General features: G+C 37.8%; 27 protein-coding genes, 1 other RNA gene and 1 pseudogene. 17 read left to right on the forward strand and 12 right to left on the reverse strand.

From position 1 onward, the window contains the following. Positions 1-14: 14 nt before the first annotated feature. Positions 15-626: a Holliday junction resolvase RecU gene (gene recU, locus QFZ28_RS11060; protein ID WP_307194677.1), complete on the reverse strand. Its 612-nt coding sequence runs from the start codon at positions 624-626 to the stop codon at positions 15-17. 181 nt (positions 627-807) lie between these two features. Between recU and QFZ28_RS11065 the strand changes: the two genes are divergently transcribed. The 3 genes from QFZ28_RS11065 to QFZ28_RS11075 all read left to right on the forward strand — a co-directional run bounded on the left by QFZ28_RS11065 (position 808) and on the right by QFZ28_RS11075 (position 2,833). Beyond that, the gene (locus tag QFZ28_RS11065) at positions 808-1,782 is read left to right on the forward strand and encodes a DUF2515 family protein (RefSeq protein WP_307194678.1); all 975 of its coding nucleotides are present in this window, start codon (positions 808-810) and stop codon (positions 1,780-1,782) included. Between the two features lie 331 nt (positions 1,783-2,113). Beyond that, positions 2,114-2,410, forward strand: coding sequence for a hypothetical protein (locus QFZ28_RS11070; protein ID WP_307194679.1), 297 nt, complete (start codon positions 2,114-2,116; stop codon positions 2,408-2,410). Between the two features lie 66 nt (positions 2,411-2,476). Beyond that, positions 2,477-2,833: a DUF1798 family protein gene (locus tag QFZ28_RS11075; protein WP_307194680.1), complete on the forward strand. Its 357-nt coding sequence runs from the start codon at positions 2,477-2,479 to the stop codon at positions 2,831-2,833. Between the two features lie 56 nt (positions 2,834-2,889). Here QFZ28_RS11075 and yppF read toward each other — a convergent pair whose 3' ends face one another. Then, the gene (gene yppF, locus QFZ28_RS11080; RefSeq protein WP_307194681.1) at positions 2,890-3,099 is read right to left on the reverse strand and encodes a YppF family protein; all 210 of its coding nucleotides are present in this window, start codon (positions 3,097-3,099) and stop codon (positions 2,890-2,892) included. Between the two features lie 186 nt (positions 3,100-3,285). Between yppF and QFZ28_RS11085 the strand changes: the two genes are divergently transcribed. Beyond that, a complete protein-coding gene (locus tag QFZ28_RS11085) occupies positions 3,286-3,837 on the forward strand; it encodes a YppG family protein (protein WP_307194682.1) in 552 nt (183 codons plus the stop codon). Positions 3,838-3,919: 82 nt separating this feature from the next. Here QFZ28_RS11085 and QFZ28_RS11090 read toward each other — a convergent pair whose 3' ends face one another. Beyond that, positions 3,920-4,399 carry an Hsp20/alpha crystallin family protein gene (locus QFZ28_RS11090; protein WP_307194683.1) on the reverse strand — a complete coding sequence of 160 codons (480 nt, stop codon included), beginning with the start codon at positions 4,397-4,399 and terminating at the stop codon, positions 3,920-3,922. Positions 4,400-4,591: 192 nt separating this feature from the next. On the opposite strand from QFZ28_RS11090, the gene hcp reads away from it, so the two are divergent. Next, positions 4,592-5,890 (forward strand): hydroxylamine reductase, encoded by a 1,299-nt coding sequence (gene hcp / locus QFZ28_RS11095; RefSeq protein ID WP_307194684.1) that lies wholly within the window; start codon positions 4,592-4,594, stop codon positions 5,888-5,890. A gap of 39 nt (positions 5,891-5,929) precedes the next feature. Here the strand turns inward: hcp and QFZ28_RS11100 are convergent, their stop codons facing one another. Continuing rightward, the gene (locus QFZ28_RS11100; protein WP_307194685.1) at positions 5,930-6,628 is read right to left on the reverse strand and encodes a Crp/Fnr family transcriptional regulator; all 699 of its coding nucleotides are present in this window, start codon (positions 6,626-6,628) and stop codon (positions 5,930-5,932) included. Between the two features lie 120 nt (positions 6,629-6,748). Here QFZ28_RS11100 and QFZ28_RS11105 point away from each other — a divergent pair, with 120 nt between their 5' ends. From QFZ28_RS11105 to QFZ28_RS11140, 8 genes and pseudogenes are all read left to right on the forward strand, one after another. Beyond that, positions 6,749-9,025, forward strand: a complete 2,277-nt coding sequence (locus QFZ28_RS11105; protein ID WP_307194686.1) for a DEAD/DEAH box helicase — start codon at positions 6,749-6,751, stop codon at positions 9,023-9,025. A 17-nt stretch (positions 9,026-9,042) separates the two neighbouring features. Further along, a complete protein-coding gene (locus tag QFZ28_RS11110; protein WP_307194687.1) occupies positions 9,043-10,329 on the forward strand; it encodes a ribonuclease H-like domain-containing protein in 1,287 nt (428 codons plus the stop codon). 406 nt (positions 10,330-10,735) lie between these two features. Next, on the forward strand, positions 10,736-11,221 hold the full coding sequence (locus QFZ28_RS11115; protein ID WP_307194688.1) for a CotD family spore coat protein: 486 nt from the start codon (positions 10,736-10,738) through the stop codon (positions 11,219-11,221). A 98-nt stretch (positions 11,222-11,319) separates the two neighbouring features. Further along, the gene (locus QFZ28_RS11120; RefSeq protein WP_307197001.1) at positions 11,320-11,877 is read left to right on the forward strand and encodes a DUF1273 domain-containing protein; all 558 of its coding nucleotides are present in this window, start codon (positions 11,320-11,322) and stop codon (positions 11,875-11,877) included. A gap of 115 nt (positions 11,878-11,992) precedes the next feature. Further along, entirely contained in the window at positions 11,993-12,295 is a 303-nt protein-coding gene (gene gpsB, locus QFZ28_RS11125) for a cell division regulator GpsB (protein WP_307194689.1), read from the forward strand. A 79-nt stretch (positions 12,296-12,374) separates the two neighbouring features. Beyond that, an RNA gene (gene rnpB, locus QFZ28_RS11130) (RNase P RNA component class B) lies at positions 12,375-12,769 on the forward strand. Between the two features lie 151 nt (positions 12,770-12,920). Further along, on the forward strand, positions 12,921-14,063 hold the full coding sequence (locus tag QFZ28_RS11135; protein WP_307194690.1) for a THUMP domain-containing class I SAM-dependent RNA methyltransferase: 1,143 nt from the start codon (positions 12,921-12,923) through the stop codon (positions 14,061-14,063). A gap of 67 nt (positions 14,064-14,130) precedes the next feature. Next, positions 14,131-16,057 (forward strand): annotated as a pseudogene (locus QFZ28_RS11140) (ATP-dependent DNA helicase). A 34-nt stretch (positions 16,058-16,091) separates the two neighbouring features. Here the strand turns inward: QFZ28_RS11140 and QFZ28_RS11145 are convergent. From QFZ28_RS11145 to QFZ28_RS11165, 5 genes are all read right to left on the reverse strand, one after another. Then, on the reverse strand, positions 16,092-16,391 hold the full coding sequence (locus QFZ28_RS11145; protein ID WP_307194691.1) for a metal-sulfur cluster assembly factor: 300 nt from the start codon (positions 16,389-16,391) through the stop codon (positions 16,092-16,094). Positions 16,392-16,405: 14 nt separating this feature from the next. Beyond that, the gene (locus tag QFZ28_RS11150) at positions 16,406-17,650 is read right to left on the reverse strand and encodes a hypothetical protein (RefSeq protein ID WP_307194692.1); all 1,245 of its coding nucleotides are present in this window, start codon (positions 17,648-17,650) and stop codon (positions 16,406-16,408) included. Positions 17,651-17,664: 14 nt separating this feature from the next. Beyond that, complete coding sequence (locus QFZ28_RS11155; RefSeq protein WP_307194693.1) at positions 17,665-17,871, reverse strand: DUF2249 domain-containing protein; 207 nt, start codon at positions 17,869-17,871, stop codon at positions 17,665-17,667. Between the two features lie 25 nt (positions 17,872-17,896). Beyond that, positions 17,897-18,130, reverse strand: coding sequence for a DUF2249 domain-containing protein (locus tag QFZ28_RS11160; protein ID WP_307194694.1), 234 nt, complete (start codon positions 18,128-18,130; stop codon positions 17,897-17,899). A 247-nt stretch (positions 18,131-18,377) separates the two neighbouring features. After that, entirely contained in the window at positions 18,378-18,560 is a 183-nt protein-coding gene (locus tag QFZ28_RS11165) for a hypothetical protein (protein ID WP_307194695.1), read from the reverse strand. Between the two features lie 128 nt (positions 18,561-18,688). On the opposite strand from QFZ28_RS11165, the gene QFZ28_RS11170 reads away from it, so the two are divergent. Continuing rightward, positions 18,689-20,197 carry a carboxypeptidase M32 gene (locus tag QFZ28_RS11170; RefSeq protein ID WP_307194696.1) on the forward strand — a complete coding sequence of 503 codons (1,509 nt, stop codon included), beginning with the start codon at positions 18,689-18,691 and terminating at the stop codon, positions 20,195-20,197. Between the two features lie 61 nt (positions 20,198-20,258). Further along, entirely contained in the window at positions 20,259-21,170 is a 912-nt protein-coding gene (locus QFZ28_RS11175) for a DMT family transporter (RefSeq protein ID WP_307194697.1), read from the forward strand. Between the two features lie 30 nt (positions 21,171-21,200). Here QFZ28_RS11175 and QFZ28_RS11180 read toward each other — a convergent pair whose 3' ends face one another. From QFZ28_RS11180 to QFZ28_RS11190, 3 genes are read right to left on the reverse strand one after another with little or no spacing between them, the layout of a single operon-like run. Continuing rightward, on the reverse strand, positions 21,201-22,865 hold the full coding sequence (locus tag QFZ28_RS11180) for a b(o/a)3-type cytochrome-c oxidase subunit 1 (RefSeq protein WP_307194698.1): 1,665 nt from the start codon (positions 22,863-22,865) through the stop codon (positions 21,201-21,203). After that, complete coding sequence (locus QFZ28_RS11185) at positions 22,865-23,341, reverse strand: cytochrome c oxidase subunit II (RefSeq protein WP_307194699.1); 477 nt, start codon at positions 23,339-23,341, stop codon at positions 22,865-22,867. Before QFZ28_RS11185 ends, QFZ28_RS11180 begins: the two co-directional genes overlap by 1 nt. Positions 23,342-23,362: 21 nt before the next feature. Further along, positions 23,363-23,512, reverse strand: a complete 150-nt coding sequence (locus QFZ28_RS11190; RefSeq protein WP_307194700.1) for a cytochrome c oxidase subunit 2A — start codon at positions 23,510-23,512, stop codon at positions 23,363-23,365. 514 nt (positions 23,513-24,026) lie between these two features. Here QFZ28_RS11190 and QFZ28_RS11195 point away from each other — a divergent pair. Together QFZ28_RS11195 and QFZ28_RS11200 are read left to right on the forward strand one after the other, a co-directional pair. Beyond that, positions 24,027-24,218 carry a hypothetical protein gene (locus QFZ28_RS11195; protein ID WP_307194701.1) on the forward strand — a complete coding sequence of 64 codons (192 nt, stop codon included), beginning with the start codon at positions 24,027-24,029 and terminating at the stop codon, positions 24,216-24,218. A 35-nt stretch (positions 24,219-24,253) separates the two neighbouring features. Continuing rightward, entirely contained in the window at positions 24,254-25,342 is a 1,089-nt protein-coding gene (locus QFZ28_RS11200; protein ID WP_307194702.1) for a type III polyketide synthase, read from the forward strand. Position 25,343 lies beyond the last annotated feature (1 nt).

Consider the following 25,343-nt stretch of genomic DNA (forward strand, 5'->3'; position numbering starts at 1 on the left):
CATTTTCGCTAAAACTAAAAATGAAAAAGTGTATCTATTATTTTAATATAGTCAATTCTGGGTTGAAATCCAAGTGGAATTAATATTCCTATTTGCTCGATTTCTTCCTTTGTAATGGATTTTCTTCCCCCATTTTTCATTCTATCCCAAAAGGACAACAAATGGTGAGCTTGTAGTAAATAGACTTGTTCCTGCTTAGAAAACCGGAGAATAACAAAACAGATACCACCTTGAGAAACCACTTCTTGCATATGATCAATTTGGTGCTGATGAAAGTTTTTTAATGGAAACGAGGTGGTGTTTGCCGTTTCCTTTGCTTCAAAATCAATGTATTTCCCTTTATAGACCCCGTTATAGTCAGTGGTTGAAGCTTGTTTGAAATAGGCTTCTTTAATAACAGCAGCACTTCTTTTAGGATAATCCACTTGAACAATTTGAACAGGTGTAGGTTTTTTATGAATGACTGCAATTTTTCTCTCTCGATAATATTCATTCGTTTCATTCAAATCTTCTTCGAGGGTCATTCCTCTATTACTATAGGAGTGATTACTTTGTTTCTTTACTTTTGTTTCTGTTACAGTTCCTTTTGGAATGTACCTTTTTCCGTTTGGATAATTAAAATTCATGATAAGCACCTCTCAAGCTACTACTTATCATATCAAATCTCGTTGTTATGGGGTGTATAAAATTATCTGGAAAACACACGCTAATAAAAATAATGTACCTTGACTCTTGAGAAAAAGCATGATTCTTTTTTCATAAATCATCCATTCTCAAAAACTACCTATTTGAAAGTAGATGGTGAATATGAATCATCTTACAATACATGAGATTGAGACCATCAGTCAAATTAAAGCTGAGACGAATAAAAAGAATCTTGATAATATATCAAGGACGGATGCTTATTTTGCGTATTTCAAAAAAAATTCGGATATTATTTGGTCATTTCTTGCCAGTATGGTATCAAGGAATGGCGGATGGAATATGTGTGATCTGGAGGGTCATGTCTTCCGAGAAATATTAGAGCCTAAAACCAGAAAAGAATTATTTCTGACTTTTGAACGCGCCAATTGGTTGATTTTCCACGACGTCTACCCACAATTACTGATCTACCAATATTCGACGAAAATAAAGCGTCCTATGTTTCATCTGCTACCATACTTTAAATGTTCAGAATTTATCCAAAAAGAGTGGGAGAAGTACTGGAGAGAAGGAGATCGGGAACGGCTTACCACAGCATTAATTATTAATGAGCAGAATGTAATACATACACCCGTTATTTTGCATCCAGTGTATAAAAAGAGGGTGTTCCAATCTTGGATCTTTAATATTCAAGACTGGCTACATTTCAGCTGCGTCCTACTTCCGACATGTGGCGGAGAATTATATGGCGCAAGTGTAAATGGCTTTAAGTCGTTATCAAAACGAATTAATTTAGGAAAGAGGCTTGCTAGAATATTGACCCACCCGCGTTTATTTCCCTTTTTTTTCGAGTTTGCCAATAAAACGCCGCATACTGGATCGCGTTCTGATTACGAACAATATTTTAAGACCAAAACCAATCGAAAGACGCCGATATTAAGAGCAACTTTTCCGCTCATTGAGCACAATCATTATGAATATCAGGATTGGAGCAAAAAAAAGGTAATCTCCCCTGCGTGGCTTCATTTTCCAGCAAGACATCGACATCCTATTCACTTAACAGATTGGTACTTTGAGAAATCAAATCAGCTGGATTTAATGCTTGCCTTACACAAGGCTTCACATGTAAAGAAAATATAAAAAGCAAGGCATGTGCCTTGCTTTTTATATTTCTTATTCAGCCGGACGATTAGGTCCTTCGAGCTTTTTATCACCATAGCCAACTTTATTTTCTGATTGTGCTGCGCCAGATTTTTTGTTTTGTTTCTTTTTGGACATTATCAACACCTCCAATTTTAGCTTGTTCGATTTTCCATTTTTCATGCGAAAATGGAGCAGTGTCGAATAGGAAGGTAATAAATGCCAAAATGGCACTTTCTTTGCCGAAACTCTTCTAGTTTTGTCAGAGGGGGAGGAAGCCTTAAAAAGAAAGCGAATAGTACCAGTATATAATCGCGAGGAGGTTCTTAATTTGATGAATTCGTCATTGCCGGAAAAGGAAAAGCTGCTTTCTATGCTGACAGAGATACATGATCAATTAGAAGAATTGGAGACTGTGCTGGAAGCATCTTTCTCAGACCTTCGCAATCAAATGAATAATGAGGAGCTGAATAAATTATCGGCACCTGTACAAAGACTCTCTAAGCTTGAAGAAGAACTAGATAAAATAAATCCAACAACAAATGAAGCAAATACAGAACAAAACAATTCAGTTGCAAAAGCACTAAAACTTGAAATGGGCTTTTGGTTACCGATAGAATATGAATAGATCAAAATTGAGTAGCTTTATAAAAAGCTGCTTTTTATTTTTTGTAACCGAAAGGACTAATAATCGATGTCAGAAGAAATACTTGATTTAACCAAAAAGCTGCTAAACTTTAACCATTTATTTATTAAATATTACGAGGAAGCCCGTGAGAAAGGGACCAGCTATGATTTTCACGAAGTGATTAAGCCTTTTGCCGATGAGGTTAAGAAAGTTGCCCAAGCATGGGGTACAGAGATGAAAAACTGGTTAGTTAAAAATCCGCAAAAACATCTCCATCTTAAACAGATTGATACAACTTTAGATCATATTGATCAATTATCTATACAGGCATTCTTCCCAAAAACAAGCCGTTCAAGATTTTTAAATGCAAATCGGACGGTTGAATTTTTTCTGTTAGAGATTGTAAAAGAATTAGAAAAATAAAAAGAGATGCGTAAATTGCATCTCTAATAGGCTTGTCTAGCTGTATTTTTCTTTTATTATGAATTTTCGATGAGGGAGTCTTCCTTATAATCGTCAGGAAATACGGCACCCTGAGCTTCAAGCTCACGTACAAGCAGGCGATATTCTTTGATGTTAATTTCGTTGTGAATATAAGCCTTTTTAGCAAAATCCATTAATGCGTTTACATCATCAGTGCTATAGTCCCGACTTTGATTAAATTTGCTTTTAAGTGAGCCAATGTCCATATGTAATTCCTCCTTCATCATTTTTTTAATCGTAACATGAAAAAAAAGGATTCCTAGTTTTTAAAATATTTAAACTTTAGACAAAAAACTCCGTATTTTGACATTGAAAAATGTTTAATTATGTGCACCTCTCACTTAAATGTTACATAGTGTGTAGTAATGAAAATGCGGAGGAGATGTTTGCCCATGTACGGTGGAAATAGATCAAATTATTATATAAATCATGGATACTCGGGGCAAATGAACTACAGAAGCCCGGGTTATTATCCATCCAATTTTCAACCCGATCCTCGTAATCAGCCAAATCCTTACCAAGCTGTACAAAGCATGGAATGGTACCCATATCAACAACAAAACCCTTACTTTCAGCCGAACTATCAACCGTATAATCCGTCCTATCATCCTAGTGAAAACCTTTTGCAAATGTCCAATCCAACGGGGCATTATCCTCCTAAAAATGCACAATTTCTATTTCAAAATCCTCTCCAGCCTAAGGAGGAAATACCGCCAAACCAATATATGCCGCAAATGAACGGATACAGTGTGGTGAACCCATATCCAAAACCAAATGCAATGATCAAACAGCCTGGGGGAATTCAATCTCTAATGAATTCTTTTAAATCACAAGATGGGACAGTCGACGTAAATAAGATGGTGAATACAGCGGGGCAGGTAGTAAGTGCAGTAACCCAAGTATCCTCTCTTGTTAAAGGTCTTGGAGGAATATTTAAAGCATAAAAAAGCAGAAAGACGGCCAAAAGCCGTCTTTCTTTTTGGGTATTTGTCGAAAAATTTATAGGTTGATTTTTTATTTTGCTTTTTAGTCCTCTATATTTATTGTTTTTCCTCTAACCTGTGGAATTCGAATGGTTAGTAATCCGTCTCGATAAGAAGCCTTAACCAATTTTTCATTAATGGTCACAGGTAAGGGGATGGTCCGTGAAAGTTTTTGTTGCGAAACCCTTTTTTGGAAAAAGTGATTGTTTAGATCTTCCTTTGTTTCCATTTCTTTATTTTCGACGGAAATACTCACTTGATTTGGTAAGATATTAAGACGTATTTGTTCTTTTTTAACCCCTGGGAGCTCCGCTGTAATAATGTATTCGTCCTCTGTTTCCCGAACCTCAACAGGAAAAGCTCCACTAGGAAACGGACTAGAAAAAAATTCATCAATAGATTGTAGAAATCCCTTTACGGGTTTTTCATGAATAAAGTCATTCATCGTTCTAAAAAAATCACGAAACTGCTCAGGTTTATACTTTTTTTTGTTATTATCGTCACTTGGAGGCATGGATGACATCAAACTTTCCCTCACTTTCCATATTTTCTCACCATATCATATGCGTTAGGCTAGTGTGTGTGCAGCGTCATAAGTTTGCGATAAATTATGAACCTTTTATTACAACTTTATTTTTAGTGATAAATGTCACATGAAAAACTTTCTAGTATTTGTATCATGAAAAAGTAATTTACGAGAAAGCGAGGGAACAGAATGTTCTGTAATCAGTGTGAACAAACTCCTGCTGGAGGCTGTACAGTCGTGGGGGTGTGTGGGAAGGACGAAACCATTTCAAGCTTGCAGGATACCATTATCTACGGATTAAAAGGAATTGCGGCTTATCGGACACATGCGAATCAACTAGGATATACGGATTCATTTGTAGATACAACAACACAAGAAGCTCTTTATATGACATTGACAAATTCTAATTTCAATCTGCAAGAACATATCGACATGGCAATGAAGGTGGGTCAGGCAACTGTACGTGTAATGGAAATGCTTGATGAAGCCCATACAAAGCGTCTTGGCATTCCCGAGCCAATTCGGGTCAGCCAAAACAAAATTGAAGGAAAATCGATTGTGGTTTCGGGTCATAACTTGTTTGCACTCGAGGAGCTGCTAAAGCAGACTGAAGGAAAAGGCATTAATATTTATACACACTCCGAAATGCTGCCGGCACATGGGTACCCAGCATTAAAGAAATATCCTCATTTAAAAGGAAATATCGGTAAGGCATGGTATGACCAAAGACGGTTATTTGAAAAATTCCCTGGTGCGATTTTAGCAACCACCAACTGTGTAATGCCAATCAAAGGTACATACGCAGATAGAATGTTTAGTTATGAAGTGGCAGGTCTTGAAAATGTACAAAAAATCACCAATGATGACTTTTCACCACTAATCGAGAGAGCTCTTGAGCTTCCTGAAGCGGATATACATTCAGACGAGACCTTGCTTACAGGTTTCCATCATGAAACCGTTCTTGGCTTAGCACCAGAAGTAATAGAAGCAGTAAAGGCTGGTAAAATTAAACGGTTCTTTGTCATTGCGGGCTGTGATGCGCCTGGTAAAGGAGGAGAATATTATCGTGAGTTAGCAACTTCACTGCCGCAAGAAACAGTTATTTTGACAACATCATGTGGTAAGTTCCGTTTCAACGATGTTGATTATGGTGTGGTTCCTGGAACTAATATTCCTCGTTATATCGATTTAGGGCAGTGTAACAACTCAGGATCTACCGTAAAGATTGCGATGGCATTGGCTGATGCATTTGGATGCGAAATTAATGAACTTCCTGTTAGTATCGTATTATCCTGGTTCGAGCAAAAAGCTGTGGCGATTCTGTTAGGGCTATTTAGTTTAGGAATACAGGATATTCGTATCGGACCAAAGCCGCCTGAATTTATCTCAGAAGGTGTCTTGCAGGTTCTCCAGGAAACATTTAATTTAAAATTAATTGGTACCGCACAAGAAGACATGGCAGATATGCTTCAGTTATCAAAAGCTTAATCAATAGAAAAACCGCAGTTATTTAAACGCTGCGGTTATTTAAATTAAATTAATTTCTGAAAGCAGGACATCTATATTCAGGAGCATATTTCCATTATTATCTACTTCGATTAGTTCGTCCTTTTTCAATTTCGTCAGTGTTCTGCTGATGGTTTCGCGGGTAGTCCCGATCATACTAGCCAAGTCACGGTTGGTAAACTCAGACTTAAGCAGAATCGTTCCATCCTCTAATTCCTTTCCATGCTTTTGCCCAAGACGGATGAGGAGTTTGATTATTTGCTCATATGTATTATTAAGAATTTGTTCTTCGAGGCGGTTTTGCAAATCGACGATTTTTTCACCTAGTACCTTAAAAACCTTAATACTTAGCTCAGGATACTCAATGAGAACACCTTCAAATTTTGAAATAGGGACTGCAATTAGTGTTGATGGTTCAAGAACTTCGGCGTAAGCTGGGTAACTGCCTTTTCTAAAAAAGCCGACGTGGGGAAACATTTCACCCTTTTTCATAATGGCGACTATTTGTTCTTTTCCGTGAATATCACTTTTGTATACTTTGATTTTCCCATCATAAATGAAATAAACAGTTTCTAAAGGATCACCTTGAAGAAAAACATGACTTTGCTTTTTCCATTCCCTTGCAATGGAAATGTTGGCAATCTTAGTTAATTCGTAGTCATCTAATTCCCTAAAAAGCATGAACTCAGAAAGCACCTTCTTAATATCTTCAATTCTCATGCTATACCTCCACAGACGAAATAAAATACCTTATACTATTGTAACAGACAACTAAATAATAATTAATAAGCTTTTTCTGCGAACGTTTATTCGCTATAATGGTAGTAACGGGGTGATTCCATGAAATTGAAAAAAAATCTGCAAGATATTCTTGCCGATTTAAAAATAAATGATAGTTTTAAAGAAAATATTGTGACCTGGAAAACACTTGAAGCCAAAGAAGCACAAACTGTCTCCCTTCCAGATAACCTTCATACGGCATTAAGAGATTCACTGAATAGTAAAGGAATAGAAAAACTGTATACACACCAAAAGACAGCATACGAAAATATTATGGCTGGTAAAAGTGTTGTAGCTGTTACGCCCACTGCTTCCGGAAAAACACTTTGCTATAACCTGCCCGTTTTACAAAGTATTTTATCGAACCCGAACTCAAGGGCACTTTATATGTTTCCTACAAAAGCGCTGGCACAGGACCAGAAGAGTGAAATAAATGAAATCATTCAGGCGGCGGGGATTGATATTAATAGTTATACCTATGACGGTGATACACCAGCAAACATTCGCCAAAAGGTACGCAAGGCTGGTCATGTTGTGATAACCAACCCTGATATGCTCCATTCAGCCATCCTCCCTCATCATACGAAATGGGTTTCGCTTTTTGAGAATCTTAAATTTGTCGTGATTGATGAGCTGCATACGTATCGAGGCGTTTTTGGAAGCCATGTAGCCAACGTTATTCGCCGCCTAAAACGAATCTGTCGTTACTATGGCAGCAATCCTGTATTTATTTGTACATCTGCGACGATTGCCAATCCACTTGAGCTTGCTGAAAACCTCACAGAAGAAAAGATGGTCCTGATTGATAATAATGGTGCTCCAAGTGGAAACAAACACTTCCTTTTTTATAATCCGCCAATCGTAAATAAACCCTTAAATATAAGAAGAAGTGCAACACTTGAGGTTCGGAAAATCGCAGGTGAATTGTTAAAAAATAAAATTCAAACCATTGTCTTTGCTAGAAGCAGAGTTCGAGTAGAGATCATTTTAACCTATCTGCAAGAGCTGGTTAAAAATCAATTAGGACCTAAATCAATCATGGGCTATCGCGGAGGTTATCTGCCAACCGAACGAAGAAAAATTGAAAAAGGCCTTCGTTCTGGGGATATTTATGGAGTTGTCAGTACCAATGCTCTTGAGCTTGGCGTGGATATTGGCCAGCTTCAGGTATGTATTATGACTGGGTATCCTGGTACGATTTCCAGCGCATGGCAGCAGGCTGGGAGAGCAGGAAGAAGACATGGGGAAGCCCTTGTAATTATGGTTGCAAGTTCTAGTCCACTCGATCAGTACATTATCCAGAACCCTGAATACTTTTTTAATAAAAGCCCAGAGACAGCTAGGATTAATCCTGATAACCTGATCATTTTAATTGACCATATAAAATGTGCGGCTTTCGAGCTGCCTTTTAAAGCTGGTGAGCAGTTTGGAAACGTTGGAACGGAGGATTTAATTGAATATCTGACAGAGGAACGTATTCTGTACCAAAACGGTGATAAATGGTATTGGATGAATGATTCGTTCCCTGCACACAATATTAGTTTGCGCTCCGCTTCCCAGGAAAATGTTATCATTGTGGACCAATCAGATGTTGCTAACGTAAAAGTAATCGGAGAAATGGACCGCTTTTCAGCTATGACCCTGCTGCATGATGAAGCCATTTATCTGCATCAAGGAACCCAATTTCAGGTAGAAAAGCTCGATTGGGAAGAAAAAAAGGCATTTGTCCGTGAAGTGGATGTGGATTATTTCACAGATGCCAATTTAGCTGTTCAACTAAAGGTATTGGAAGAGGACAAATTGAATCAGTTAGAGGATGCAGAGGTTGGCTATGGGGATGTGAGCGTCCGGGCAATGGCGACCATCTTTAAAAAAATTAAATTTGAGACCCATGAAAATATCGGTTCTGGTCCAATTCATCTTCCTGAAGAAGAGCTCCACACGAGTGCAGCATGGATTTCGTTAAATAAGTCATTCTCAGAAATGGGACAAGAACGATTAGAGCAGGGGCTAGTCGGCACGGCACATGCCTTAAATCATATTGCACCATTATTTGTCATGGCAGATCCACAAGATATCCATGTGATTCCACAGGTTAAAGCGGATCATAACGAAAAGCCGACTATTTTCTTTTATGACCGTTATCCTGGCGGCATTGGTTTAGCTGAGAAAATCCATTCTGGAATGTCAGTGGTATTTGCGGAAACGAAAAAAATGATTGATAACTGTAAATGTCAAACGGGGTGTCCATCGTGTATTGGAACCGAAGCAGTGGGTGAGACCGCAAAAAGGGATACATTAAAAATAATCGAAGCTTTTATAAACCCTTCCAATTAAAACGAGGAAGTGCTGAAATGTCATTGAAGAATAAATTAAATCGTCTAAAACCGCATATATCAGGAGGAGAGGTAGAAAAAAGGACAATTCCTCCTTCTGAATCTGCAAGGACCGAGATACCCTTCCTTCCTAAATGGGAAAGCGAAAAGGTGTCCCCTTATTTTTTGGATCAGGATTACTGCCTGATTCGTGAAGTAAAATATCCGTTGTCTCAGAAACATGGTCATTATCATTTTCATGATTTTCTTAAAGCTGTTGATATCTGGAATAAGCAGCCGATTAACCATCCATTATCAGCCGAAGGGCATTCTGCAGAAGAATTATTCTTTTTTGATACAGAAACGACAGGACTCGGCGGTGGAGTAGGGAATACGATTTTTTTACTTGGTTATGCGAGTGTAATCGGTGAAAACCTTGTTTTAAGGCAGCATATACTCCCGCATCCAGGTGCGGAAGTCCCGTTATATCAAAGCTTTCTAGAGAACGTAAACTATAAAACTTTAGTCACATATAATGGGAAATCCTTTGATTGGCCGCAAGTAAAAACCAGACATACCCTTGTAAGAGATCATGTACCTAAGCTTCCTGCTTTTGGTCATTTTGACTTATTTCATGCTGCAAGGAGATTATGGAAACATAAATTGGACCGATTGAAACTAGCAGACGTTGAAAAAGATGTCTTAGGGATAGAACGGCAAGATGATATCCCGGGATTTTTGGCCCCGATGATTTATTTTGATTTTATTGAGAGTAAACAGCCTGATGGAATGCTTGGAATCATAAAGCACAATGAAATCGATATATTATCGCTGGTTACCTTATATACCCATCTTACCTTTCAACTCTGTGGAATAGACAACAACCAAACACGGAAAGAATCATTTGAAGTCGGACGCTGGTATGCTGCTCTGGGGGAAAGAGACGAAGCTGCTAAGGTATTAACGAAGCTTGTAGAGGGCAGTGACTTTACATCTTTACAAGCTAAGCTGACGTTAGCCTATCAATCTAAAAAAGAACAAAACTGGGAAATGAGTTTACCATTATTTATAGAAGTGGCTGACACCGAAAATCCGATATTGAGTCTTGAAGCATGCATTGAAGCTGCAAAAATATATGAGCATAAAATAAAAGATTATAAAATCGCCTTGGATTATTGCCTAAGGGCTTTGGAAATAGTAAGGAATAACAATACTCCAATGCAAAAAGTTCAGCAGCAGCTTGAAAAAAGACTGAACCGATTGGAGGGGAAATTCGCCAAATTTACCAGGTACAACCAATATTCGCCAACTCTTGATTGTTTGTAACAAAAATTTCACATTTAATCTCTGAAATTTTCGATATCCCATATTGTTTCTTATAGTTGAAACATGTAAAATATTAAACTGTGAGTAAAAAACGACTATAAAACAATAATGGGGTAGATACGATGTATAAAGCAATCTTGTATTTATTTTTTGTTGTCGTTTGTTTGACTGCAGTACTTTTTTCAAGCTTAAAAGATAACTTATATTCGATGCTATAAAAAGTTAGAGTACCCAATTCTGAGAAATTTAGACAGTTATCACGAGGTACTTGAGCTAGACAGTGGTCTAAGTGAAGTTAATCTTAATTAGATAAATGAAAAATAGGTATTTTCATTAGTACAAGAAATACTCCCCTAACATAGGCTGTTAATGTAAACAGAATATATTTTTGAAGGGAGAGCTTATATTGTATCTTGGAACTAATTTTGCGCCGCCAGTCATTCATCCGACTAAACAAATCGTAAACCACACTTTCTCAACAACTGTGGTTCCGCATATTCATCCAACACATACAACAACGATTAATCATCATATGTTCCAGCATAAACACTATTGTCCTCAGACAGCTTCTGCTGCACAAGATTGTTGTCATCAACACATAAATTGCTGTCCAGGTGGTATGCCGGCACCTACGGCTGTTGCTGGAGCTCAGAGCAATGCTTTACCTCCAGGGAACAACATGCCGCCAAATCTGGGACCAGGCATGATGGGACCAGGTATGGGTCAAGGAATGGGACCAGGCATGATGGGACCGGGTATGGGTCAAGGAATGGGACCAGGCATGATGGGACCGGGTATGGGTCAAGGAATGGGACCAGGCATGATGGGACCGGGCATGGGTCAAGGAATGGGACCAGGTCAATTCCCTCGTCCGCGACGTTTCTTTGGTTGATCAAACTAACAAGGGTAAGTTTGCCCTTGTTTTTTTATGTATTTTGTTATGTTAATAAAAAAGACAATATTCATCTGCCGATAAGGAGAATAACCTTGATTAAAGTTTTAGCTATATCAGGTTACAAACCATTTGAATTAGGAATTTTTAAAAACGATCATCCTGCTGTTATGTTTATTAAAGCTGCTCTAAAGAAAGAGTTAATTCCAATGATGGAGGCTGGATTAGAGTGGGTCTTAATCAGCGGGCAATTGGGTCTGGAGCTTTGGGCTGCCGAAGTTGTCTTTGAACTAAAATCAGAATTCCCTGATGTAAAACTAGCTGTTATCACCCCATTTTTTGACCAGGAAGCCTCTTGGAGTGACAACAACAAGGAATGGTATAAATCTATTCTTGCACAAGCGGATTTTATCGACTCAGTAACGAAAAAAGGGTATGAAAAACCATGGCAGTTTCGATTGAAAAACCAATTCTTTATTGAAAAAAGCGACGCACTTCTCCTTTTATATGATCAAGAAAAAGAAGGAAGTCCAAAATACATATACGAAATGGCGTTACATTATCAAAACAATCACACATATCCTATCCAGCTCATTACATTTTATGATTTACAAGTAATCGTAGAAGAAGAAGAATTAAAACGATTAGATTTTTAATAATACGTACCCAATTATTATGAATTAGATAGAATAGTAAAGAAAAATTGACAAAACGGCTTATTTTTGAAAAAATAATAGGTAATGATTGGTGAATGACTTGAGGTGGAATTGAATGGTATCCGATAAAATAAAACTAACCGCTAAGGATATTTTAGAAAAAGAATTTAAAACCGGTGTCCGCGGCTATAAACAAGAAGATGTTGATAAGTATCTGGACTTGATAATCAAGGATTATGAAATGTTCCAACAGGAAATCGAGGATCTGCAGCAAGAAAATCTCCGCTTACGTAAACAGCTGGAGGAAACTTCTAGAAGACAGCCGGTAACTCAGCCTGCAGGTACAACGAACTTTGATATCTTAAAGCGTTTATCAAATCTTGAAAAACATGTTTTTGGCAATAAACTATACGATTAACAGATAGTACCTTGATTTCCTAATTAAAACCATTGATTAATAAACTGCAAATGCATATAATAAGAAAGTATCATTAATAACGTTCGGGTAATCGCTGCAAGGAGCATTTGCTTACCTTGTAGAGGAAAGTCCATGCTCGCACGAGCTGAGATGCTCGTAGTGTTCGTGCCTAGCCAATTCATAAGCTAGGGCAGCCTTTCTGGCTGACGGCCGGGAAAATACCTAAGTCCTTACGGATATGGTATGAATACCTATAAAAGTGCCACAGTGACGGAGCCTTTTCAGAAATGGAAAGGGTGGAACGAGGTAAACCCCACGAGCGAGAAACCCAAATAATGGTAGGGGCACTTTCTCTAAGGAATTGAACGAGGAGAAGGACAGATTCACCTGAATCTGTAGATAGATGATTACCACCTAAGTACGAGGCGTGTAACGCCGATTGCAGTACTATGGTACAGAACATGGCTTACAGAACGTTATTAATGCAATAAAGTTAACGGTATCGACTCTCCTTATGAGGAGAGTCTTTTACTTTTTGCATGGGCTTTCTGATTTTGGTCTATAATGGTAAGATAGGCAAGCATGCATTCATACATAATAAGGTAAAAAGTTAAGGGTGGAGTAAATGGGAAAATATCAATTAATTGCAACCGCCGCAATGGGTCTGGAAGCATTAGTAGCAAAAGAAGTACGTGCTCTTGGTTATGAGTGTGAAGTAGAAAATGGCAAGGTCATTTATACGGGTGATGAAAACGCGATTGCCCGCAGTAATATGTGGCTTCGAACAGCTGACAGAGTAAAAATAAAAGTCGGTGAATTTAAAGCTTTTACCTTTGATGAACTATTTGAAAAGACGAAAGCACTTCCATGGGAAAAATACCTACCGGAGGATGCGGAGTTCCCCGTTACTGGGAAGTCAGTAAAATCTAAATTATTTAGTGTTTCGGATTGCCAGGCCATTGTAAAAAAAGCGGTTGTGGATCGAATGAAAAGTCATTACAAGCGGAACTCCTGGTTTGAAGAGACAGGTGCCTACTTTCGAATTGAAGTGGCATTGTTAAAGGACGTTGCTACGATAACAATTGATACAAGTGGTCAAGGACTACATAAACGAGGATATCGTGTTGATCAAGGCGAAGCTCCACTAAAGGAAACTCTTGCAGCAGCCTTAGTATCTCTAACGAATTGGAATCCTGATAAACCGTTTATCGACCCTTTCTGTGGTTCCGGTACGATTCCAATTGAAGCCGCCATGATTGGTCAAAATATTGCACCCGGCTTTAATCGAGAATTTGTTTCAGAAAATTGGAATTGGATTCCGGGTAAGGTATGGGACGAAGCTCGAACAGAGGCTGAAGATTTAGCAAATTATGATCAGCCATTGGATATTATGGGGACTGATATTGATCATCGAATGATCAAAATCGCTCAAGAAAACTCCTTTGAGGCAGGTCTTGGTGATCTTATTCAATATAAACAAATGCAAGTAAGGGATATAACTACTACCAAAGAATATGGCGTGATTGTTGGCAATCCTCCATATGGAGAAAGACTCGGTGAGAAAAAAGCTGTTGAGCACATGTATTCGGAAATGGGACAAGCATTTAGTAAGCTTGATACCTGGTCCATCTACATCATGACCTCCAATGAACAGTTTGAGCAATTTTATGGAAAACCAGCTACAAAAAAGCGGAAGTTGTTTAATGGCTTTATCCGCACAGACCTTTATCAATATTGGGGCAAAAGACCTCCCCGTACAGTTGAATAGTACTGATAAAAACCATTGGAGCCTGCCCGAAAAAGGCTCCATTTAATTCGTTTATAGGAGTGGTTATATGCAAGACCGTATTCCATTTGTAGTTTCTAAAACTGAATCCTTTTATGACAAGCTTAGTGAATGGATTGGCGACTTATTTTATGATATTTTACCAGAGGCAGGATTTGAATTACGAGATGAACAAATCTTTATGGCCTTCCAGCTGGAAAAGGCATTTAAAGATAAAAAGGTCATGTTTGCAGAAGCGGGAGTAGGGACCGGCAAGACAATCGTTTACTTACTTTATGCAATTATGTACGCCAGATACACCAATAGACCAGCTATCATTGCCTGCGCGGATGAAACATTGATCGAACAGCTAGTTAAAAAAGAAGGAGACATTGCCAAGCTTGAAAAAGTACTTGGGCTCAATATTGATGTTAGATTGGCAAAATCAAGGGATCAATATCTTTGCTTAAAAAAGCTCGATTATGTTAGGCATGAGGACTTTAACGAAGATATAGCCGGAATCTATGAGGAATTACCGGATTTCGTCCATAGTGATGGGTCTATGCAAAAATTTGAAAGATATGGCGACCGCCGGGATTATCCTTCGTTGTCCGATGAAACATGGGGGAAAATTAACTGGGACATGGTCCAGGACTGTTTTTCTTGTGAAAAAAAGACACCGTTGCGGGCTCACTCTAAATCGTGATTTTTACCGTCACGCAAAGGACTTGATTATTTGCTCACATGATTTTTATATGGAGCATATTTGGACTAAAGAATCACGTAAGCGAGAAGGGCAGCTGCCTTTATTGCCTGATCACTCTTCCGTGGTGTTTGATGAAGGACATTTACTTGAATATGCAGCACAGAAAGCGTTAAGCTATCGTTTCACTGATTCTACACTAGAAACCTTATTAACAAGGTTGATGGAAAATGAAGTACGTGAAAAAACGTTATATACCATTGAAGAGGCTCTTTTAGATAATGATAAGTTTTTTAGTGCTATATCACAGCATGCTGTCCCGTCACACGGTTCAGAAAAACAAATGATTAATATGCATCCTTCTTTAATACAGTACGGTACAACGCTGTTAAATAGGCTTCAAGCAATCGAAGAGGAGCTTGTCTTTGAAAGCGAATTGTATGTAATCAATGAATATGATCTAAAAATTGTTGAGGAATATTTGGAGCAAATCACTTACTCGCTATCACTTTTTCTTAAAGAAATGAACGGGATTACTTGGTTTGAAGAAAAAGGCTATGAACGAACACTTGTGATTATGCCGAAAATGGTAGAAGAAGTCATGAGGGATGAAGTTTTTTCACAAAAGAAACCGTTCATCTTTTCTTCTGCGACATTATCCAACGACAAGAAGTTTGATTACATTGCAAATAGCTTGGGAATTAAAGAGTATTTATCGTTTTCTGTTGTTTCACCATTCGATTACGACGAAAAAATGGAAGTATTCCTTCCAAGATTCAATCAAAACTCATTGGATGAAAAACTAGATTATGTCATTAACAAAATTATTCAATCAGAAGGTCGGGCACTTATTCTTCTAAACAATCAAAATGAATTAAAAGATCTAAAAGAAAAGCTGTCAGGGAATATTCCGTACCCTGTTTACTTTGAAGGTGATGAAGAGATAAGCACGTTAGTGTCAAAGTTTCAAAATGAAGAGCAGGCTATTCTTTGCGCCATTCATCTTTGGGAAGGTTTAGATATTCCTGGCAGATCATTAGAGAATGTGTTGATTTTCTCACTTCCATTCCCGCCTAATGATCCCGTGTTTAAGGCGAAGCGAAATGGTGTTAGTGACCCATTTGCAGAAGTAGATTTACCATATATGCTGCTGCGATTGAGACAGGGGATTGGTCGATTAATTAGGAGTGAAAACGATCGAGGTAGTGTTCATATCATGCTAAATGAAAATATCGACCCAGCGTTATTACAAAAAATTAAAGATGTTCTACCGACAGAAGCAATTGAAGTATAAGCAAAAAAGGTCAGCACCTGAGCTGACCTTTTTCTTATCTACCTAATAAACGAAGTCCTTCTGCTGTCATTTTCTCAGGGGACCACGCAGGCTCCCAAACAAGATTCACTTCAACGTTTCTAGTTTCTTCAATTCCTTCAATACTATAGCGTACTCCTCTTGTAATACTGTCATGAAGAGGACAGCCAGGTGTGGTTAATGTCATCGTAACCTCTACATCATGATCATCCGTTACATCAACATTATAAATTAACCCTAAGTCGACCACATTAATATTTAATTCAGGGTCATATACACATTTTAATGCTTCAACTACTTTATCTTTTAGATTCATGATAAACACCTACTTTATTTTTTTAGGACTTTTAAAACACTAATGGCAATTAAGATAAACACAATTGATAGTACAAATTGTCCGATATTAAAGATCAGAATGGATTTAATGACAATTGAAAAGAAAACAGCAACTACTGCAATTACAAATAAGGAAAACAAGGGAACGACAATTTTTTCATTCATCATATCTTTTAAGGATGGAACGGATTTTTTGCCGACTTCCTTACTGTATTTATATGTCCACCACAGGAACGGAACAATTTTATATAAATATCCCATAATACTTAGGACGATCCACAGTAATAAATATAAGTAAACAAATGGACCCATTAGGGCTGAAACTTGCTCACTCCATAAAGCAATGAAAGCTGCTAAATGGAGGATGTTCCCCAATTCAATTGCGACTAATGCAAATGTAAATGAATGATCCAGCTTTTTCTTTAGTCTCTTTTTAATAATGATAGAGATATGCCAGCTAAAAACTGAAAAACCTGCAAGCAGTAAGAAAAATCCTACTTTTACGAGAAAATGATTCCCATTAAAAAATGAAAATAATGTAATTACTAGACCAGCAACATAAAGTCCATATACATATCGAGCATGTACCATTGGAAACCCGTGTGATAATGAAAACATCGGAACCATTTTATAAGAAAAACCGAAAATTAATAGTGTAAACCAGCCTGTTACGCCCATTAAAAGATGGCTTTTAAAAATAGCCTGATAGTACTCAGCTGCAAAGCCTGTTTGTAGTGAATAAATCAATGTTATCCCTAAGAATATCGTTAAGAATAAACAAACAAGCGCGCTTCCGACAAAGGCGGATAGGATATTAGGTTTTGCCTGCTTTCTAAGGGTCATAAACATTTGAAATAAAAACATTAAAATGCCCAACAGCATTAGAATTCCAGGAATCAATGCGTTTTGTGGAGAGACATATAACAACAAGGAAAATGCTGCAATCCCAATTGCTGTAACAAAAAACTGGATAAAACCAAATTTCTCATTCCAAATTGGTGTTAAGAAAGCAACTGGTACAAGCTGATACATGGCACCCATTGCCACCATTAAAGCCCATCCCAAGACCAATAAGTGGGCGGCTGACCAGATGGCCGGTATGCGAAAACTGCCGTTCACGACCATTTGTCCATTCACTAAAACTAGAATCTGAGATAACACAAGCGCAAGTAAACTGAAAATAATAAATGAGAATGGAAGCTTAATATTTGTTTCACTTCCCATTGTTTGAGGAAGCATAATGGTTCACCTTCTTATCGGAAAATTTCAATTTTGAAACTTCCGTCGTTTTGTTGTTCTGTTCGCTGTTTGTAGCCAAGTTCCTCTAGTTGCTCATAAAGGAACATGGGTCTTCTATCATTAATAATTGTTAATATCTCACCTTCGCCTAAAGTTTCTAATGCAGCTAGTGTCCTCATCATAGGCTGAGGCGGTTCTAAACCTCTATTATCTAATATCATTTTTTATCACCCTTCATACTTTTATTTAGGCATTCTTTGTAAAGGTAACCTTCCAGTGCTTTGCCTCAATTTCCTCTGCCTCATGGGTAAAGCCTTTTGCTTTTAATACAGCAAACAACGGCACAGGCTTGAAAGGGGCATGGAGGATAAAAATATCATTATCTTTTACTTCTTTGATTGCTTCCATAATTTTTTGGAAAGGTTCAATCTTATTCTTTAAATCTTCTCTAACATCTAGCTCAATAATCTTCTGTTCCATTTTTAACAGCTCCCTGAATAAGTTTTTAATAGAATAATTCCTGCTCTAGTATCCTTATCAGATAATTCTTTGAATAGCAGGACATCTGACAATCTTTTATTTATGTCCTCTTGCCTCATTAACATCACCTTCGTATTAGTAATTCTTGCTTACCTTTATTTTAGCAATGTTTGAAAGACAAATATGTGACCTCCATCATAGATGGCGAAATTATTGAAAATTATTCTCAAATAAAAAATCCGCAAGACTAAGTTTGCGGATTTTCTTCTTGGTTAGATGCGTAGCAATCAAAGCAATAGATTTTTCGTTCGCTGGATTGGACGCCGTTAAAAAAGCCTTCTAAACAATAAATCTCTTTCTCGCATGAGGTGCAATAGCCTATCAATTCTTTCATCTCATCTTTCCCCTCCGTTACTAATAGCGAAATCATCCTATAATCAGTTCCATTTTTTTCATAATATTCCTTTACAACAGAATTTATCTTCTGTTGTTTTTTTATCCATAGGTTTTCAGAAAAATGTGATAAAATACAAATGGTTAGTAAAAAGGGGGATTATTATGAGAATGACTCCAGAGCAAATAGAAAAGAAGTTTTTAGAATATGTTAAGAAAATGAGTGCCTACAATGAAGCACTTGGGTTGATTTATTGGGACCTAAGGACAGGGGCTCCAAAGCAAGGAATGGATCAGCGGTCTGAAGTAATCGGCATGCTTTCTTCAGAAGTTTTTAAGATGTCCACTTCTGAGGATATGGCAGCATACATAGCAACGCTTTCGAAAAATCAACTACCCCAAAAGACAGCGAAAATCCTTGAGGAATGTAAAAAAGAATACGAACGCAACAAAAAAATACCTGCAGATGAATACAAGGAATATGTTATTCTTCAATCCAAAGCAGAAACTGTCTGGGAACAAGCAAAGAAACAATCCGATTTTGAGTTGTTCAGACCATACTTAGAGAAATTGGTTGAAACAACTAAACGTTTTATTAATTATTGGGGTCTTAAAGGGAATCCATATGATGTTTTATTGGATTTATATGAGCCAGGTATCACCGTAGAAGTCCTTGACCAGGTTTTTGGAGACTTAAGAGAGAAAATTGTTCCGTTAGTAAAGCAGATTGCTAATTCGCCTAATAAACCTAAAACAGAGTTTCTGTTTAAAACCTTTAAAAAGGATCAACAGAAGGAACTAAGCTTGGAAATCCTTGCAAAAATGGGCTATAACTTCGATGCCGGGAGACTTGATGAAACGGTGCATCCTTTTGCTATCGGCTTAAATCCAGGGGATGTCCGGGTTACAACCAAATATGATGAGCAGGATTTCCGCACAGCTGTTTTCGGTACCATTCACGAAGGCGGTCACGCGTTATACGAACAAAATATTTCAAAAGACTTGATTGGTACGCCATTATGCACTGGAACATCAATGGGTATCCATGAATCGCAATCTCTTTTCTACGAGAATATTGTCGGCCGTAGTTTTTCTTTTTGGAAAAATAACTATGAACTGTTAAAGACATACGCAACAGGTCAGTTTGATACTGTCTCAATTGAAGAATTTTACCGTGCTATCAATGAATCCAAGCCTTCATTGATTAGAATCGAAGCAGATGAATTAACATATCCTCTCCATATTATTATTCGCTATGAAATTGAAAAGGGTCTCTTTAATGGTGAAATAGAGGTAAGGGACCTTCCGAAGGTTTGGAATCAATTATATGAAAAATATCTAGGCATTACTCCAGAGAATGACGCAAAAGGTGTGCTTCAGGATGTTCACTGGGCAGGGGGGAGCTTTGGGTACTTCCCGTCATATGCGTTGGGATATATGTATGCTGCTCAGTTTAAGAACAAAATGCTTGAGGACCTCCCTAATTTTGACCAACTGTTGGAGGAAGGTAATTTGCTGCCAATCAAAGATTGGCTGACACAGAATATTCACCAATATGGTAAGGAGAAAAAGCCATTAGAAGTTCTTCATGATGTAACAGGCGAAGGTCTGAATGCTCAATATTTAATTGACTATTTGTACGAAAAATATGGTAAGTTGTATCAATTAAATTAATGATAAAGAGGGAAGGGAGAAATTAATGCCCTTCTTCTTCATTTTATAAGGTGTGTGAATGATGGGGAAATTAGGTCCTATTATATTAATTGCAATCAGTGCAATTATGTGGGGAACCATTGCTATTTTCGTTAGGAAACTGGCAAGCTTAGGTTTTACTCCAATGGAGATTGTTACAATTAGAGTAGTTACAGCTGTATTCTTGCTTGGGATAATAGGTTTGCTAAAATATCCAGGACAAATGAGGATTCGTTTGCGAGATAGCAAATATTTTATCGGTACTGGGATATTTAGCATTGTATTGTTTAATTGGTGCTATTTCTCTTCCATAAATCAACTTAGTCTATCATTTGCGGTTATATTACTTTATACAGCTCCCGCCTTTGTCGTTATTCTTTCTTATTTGTTTTTAAAAGAAAGTATGGATGCTATGAAGATTATTTCTGTTATGGGGACGTTGATAGGCTGTATTTTAATTGCGGGAATAAATATTAAGGAAACACCATCAATGAATCTAATAGGGATTTTAACAGGTCTGGGAGCAGGATTCGGTTATGCCTTATATACTATATTTGGCAAATTTGCATTAGCAAAGTATCGCCCATTTACTGTTACTTTTTACACGTTCCTCGTTGCTTCCATTGCTTTACTTCTCTTTACCGATCTTTTTGAAAAAGGAAGTATGCTAATAAGAGAAGAAGTCATTCTTTACGGAATCGGATTAGGCCTATTTCCAACCGTTTTGGCCTATTTATTTTATACGAAGGGACTAGAGAAGATGGATAGCAGCAAAGCCTCTATAATTGCAACGGTGGAGCCGGTTGCTGCAACGTTACTGAGTGTTTTCCTATACAAAGAAGATTTTGGAATTCTGGAATTTATTGGAACGACTATAATTCTATTTTCAGTTATACTAATAAATTTACCGAAAACATTCTTTAAAATAAACAATAAAAAAAGGCTTCAGTTTTAATGAAGCCTTTTTGATGTTTAAAAAGTTATATTACCAAGAACTCCATGTTTTGAATCCTGGTGAGCCTGGAGGTGCATTTTGAATCATATCGATTAACGGAATAGTGTAAGCGAAAAGGATTAGGGCTGCAGTGATACCAAGCCATAATTTCCAGTTTTCGAATATCATTGGAGCTTTTTCTTCTAAATTCTCTGCTTCACCAACTGGGAATTCTTCTTCCCCTTTAGGTGCAAAGAATGCAAGATTAACAAAGATAATGATGATTAAGATGATTCCAAGGAAAAGGATCGACCCGCCAACTGCTTGTGCGATTTGGTAAGGAATCCACTCAGCAGCTTGAGCTGAATCTCCGTAAGTTGAGAAAGCTGAACGCCTTGGACCGCCAAGAAGTCCTTGGAAGTGCATAGCACCTGACATAAACGCCATTCCAATAAACCAAACCCAAGCTTGAATAATGCCTAATTTGTTCATTGACTTTGTTAATTTACGGCCTGTTAAATGTGGTACCAACCAATAGGAGATTCCAAAGAACGTTAATACAACGGAAGTGGCTGCCGTTAAATGGAAATGTCCTGTTACCCAAATCGTGTTATGAACCACTTGGTTCATTTGGTTGGAGGCGTTGATAATACCGCCTGCTCCAGCAGGGATAAAACTTGCCATCCCTATAAATGGAACGGTAAAACGAGCGTCATTCCAAGGTAAAACCTTGAACCAGCCAAAAAGTCCTGTTGCGCCTTTAGAACGGCCAAATCTCTCAAAGGTTGCGAATAAAGAAAATGCAGTCATCAATGATGGGATAATAACCATAAATGTTAGAACTACCTGTAAAAATTTCCACGCTGGATCAATACCAGGCTCGGTTAGTTGATGGTGGAAACCGACTGGAATTGAGAATAGTAAAAACAGAATAAAGGATAGACGTGCTAAAGAATCTGAGAAAATCTTACCGCCAATAATTTTTGGAACGATAGCATACCAGCACATATAGGCTGGTAGTAACCAGAAATAAACGAGCGGATGTCCAAAATACCAGAACAAAGTGCGGCTAATCAATACGTCAACTGTATCAACTAAACCAAGTGACCATGGCAGTAACTGGAATATTACGGTTGTCGCTACACCTAAGGTTGCTACGATCCAAAGCACTGTATTAATGACTGCCATAAAGCTTAACAGCGGGCTAGGTTTACCGGGATTTTCCTTGCGCCATTTTGCATATGTCATAATTTGAGCCGCTCCGTCAAGCCAGCTGCCAACCACAACAAATGTCATACCTAAGTAAAAAATCCAATGTGCTTTTAATGGTGCATAGAAAGTATAAAGAACGGAAGCCTCTTTCAATAAAACCATTGTTGCAGCCATGATGGTTCCAACAGTCATTACCCAAAAGCCAATCCAGGCAATCCGGCGTGCTGCTGGAGAATGAGTACCTGCTGTTCGGCTGACAGCAGCATATTGGAATCCCATAATAAAGAACGTTGTTAAAACAAGACCCATTAAAACACCATGTACGGTTAGAATTTGATAGTAATCGATACCCCATGGGAGCTCAAATTTACCAGAGCGGACAAGGGTTTGCAGTAAGCCCATCAGACCGCCTAAAGCGAGTGCAATAAAGGCAACATAAAAGTGTGCCATCACAAGCTTTCCATCACGTGGATCAACTTTTAATTTTGTTGTTTGGCTGCTCATTATTTAACCACCTTTATCTTAGAACTCATTAAGTGGTGACCAGTACCACAGTACTCGTTACACACCACTAAATATTCGCCTTCTTTATCAAACGTTGTGACAATCTCGTTTACATGACCTGGTTCAAGCATCATATTGATATTCGTACCAACCACTTGAAAACCATGAATAACGTCTTTTGTTGTAGCCATAACCTTTACTTTCGCACCTAATGGAACTTCCACCTCAGCGGGATTATAGAAGAAGGCAGAGGCCACATACACTAATTCATAGTCCCATTCTTTTCCTTCAACCTTGTTTAATCCAGGCTTGTTGAATGGAGCTGTTGTATCAACCTTTTGTGGGTCTATAATCGTTAAACTGCTAGGCGGCTTGTGACCTAGGTGAAAAGCGCTCACACCTATAATTGATAAGAAAACCACTAGTGCGCCGGTTCCGAAGATAAGCCAAATTTTTTCAAACTTATGCATATGCATGGTTTTTCCCCCTTTCCCTCTCTAAAAACGGTCTAAAAATAAGAAGTAGACACTGACCCAAGTGACAACTAAAAAGATTCCCAATAAGAAAACGGACGCTAATGTTCCTTTAAGAGAAGAGCTGTCCTCAATTTCTGTTTTTTTGTTTGTTTTCAGTTCCGCTTTCGCCATCCCCCAAAACTCCCTTCAGAAAAATTAAATTTAATAATAAGTTCTCTTTCATAATACAAAACAATTGTGATGAAAAAATAACAAATTTAACAGTTCACAAAATGTTCATTCCCTAGATATACACTATGTTAATAGTAATAAACTGATATAACAGTGATTTATATCACAATAGTAGTGATGTAGTTGTGACTAAAGTGTGAACTATCCCTTCATACTTGTGATAAAAGTAATTGAATATGGCTGAAATGATGTAAAAAGCTTGTTTTTCAGCAGCTGTCACAATTTTGAAACTTTTTAATAGAATGATATAGATGTATCTAAATTTTGAGAAGCGAGCGTGTTATTTATGGAAAAATATTATTGTGAACCATGCCGTCTCCTCTATGACCAAATGGAATATTGTAAAGTCTGTGGCTTCTTAGCTGATAAAAAGATCAAAATTGAGGTTCAGTCTCAATCAGAAAAACAGTAAAAGATGTTAAGCGCGCATAAACGCCTGAAGGGGAGTATGTGCATGGACAAACTTTATTTGTGGATGGCAAATGCGATCACTAAGGCTTTTAAGAAAAATGGAAAAGTTTTCGTAATGATTTGCCTGCGGTATCTAAGTTATAATCAAAGAGCACAACAACAACAACCTTCAAAACGTTGGCTTCCCTCTGGCAGGGAAGCTTTTTTTCGTACATACATCTCCTTATTTTGGTAAAGATACCATTACCTACATTGAAGGAGAATAACCCAATGCCAACGATTCTTTCAGTAGCAGAAGCAGTTCCGGAGTTTGTAATTAAACAAGAGCAAGCCATTGACTTTGCCAGAGAACTTTTTTCAGAAAGGTTTAAGGATATAGAAAGGCTGCTTAAAGCCTTCCAAAACGGACAAATTGAAAAAAGACACATCGTGAAAGACATTGCGTGGTATAGAGAAGATCATTCATTTGCAGAAAAAAACAATACCTATATCGAATGTGCTGTGACTCTAGGAATACAGGCAATTAAGCGCTGCCTTAAAAATGAGACATTTTTAACTAAGGAAATACATTGTGAAGAAATCGATGCGATATTTTATATTTCAACAACAGGTATGGCAACTCCCAGCGTTGAGGCAAGAATCATGAACCTATTGCCATTTCGGGAAAACACAAAAAGAATTCCCATTTGGGGGCTTGGCTGCGCTGGGGGTGCCGCCGGATTATCCCGGGCATCTGAATTTTGCAAAGCCTACCCAGATTCCAAGGTTTTAGTACTTAGTGTTGAACTCTGCAGTTTAACCTTTCAAAGGAATGACTTTTCTAAGAGTAACTTAATTGGAACCTCACTTTTTGCTGATGGGGTTGCATGTGCTTTGATTTGTGGTAATGAGGTAAACCTAGAGGATTTTTGCGCTAAAAAGACTGCTCCAGCCATACTTAATACTCAATCTACGCTAATGCCCGATTCTTTAGATGTTATGGGCTGGGATATAAGGGATCAAGGCCTATTTGTAGTCTTTTCCAGAGATATCCCGAGTATTATAGAGGAGTGGCTAAAACCAAATGTTAGTAAATTTTTAAATGATAATGGAATCCAGCTGCCAGAGATTGACCATTTTATTGCACATCCTGGCGGGAAGAAGGTCATTGAAGCTTATATTAAATCTTTAGGAATACCTGTTACGATGACCGACATTTCACGCGATATATTAAGGCAATTTGGAAACATGTCGTCGGCAACGATCCTATATGTCCTTAGAAGATATATGGAAATTGGCGCGGAAGCAGGGGCTTATGGACTTTGCACGGCTCTGGGTCCGGGATTTAGTTCGGAATTGCTTTTACTGAAATGGGGGTAAG

The organism is Neobacillus niacini (assembly GCF_030817695.1).
Taxonomy (GTDB): Bacteria; Bacillota; Bacilli; order Bacillales; family Cytobacillaceae; genus Neobacillus; species Neobacillus niacini_F.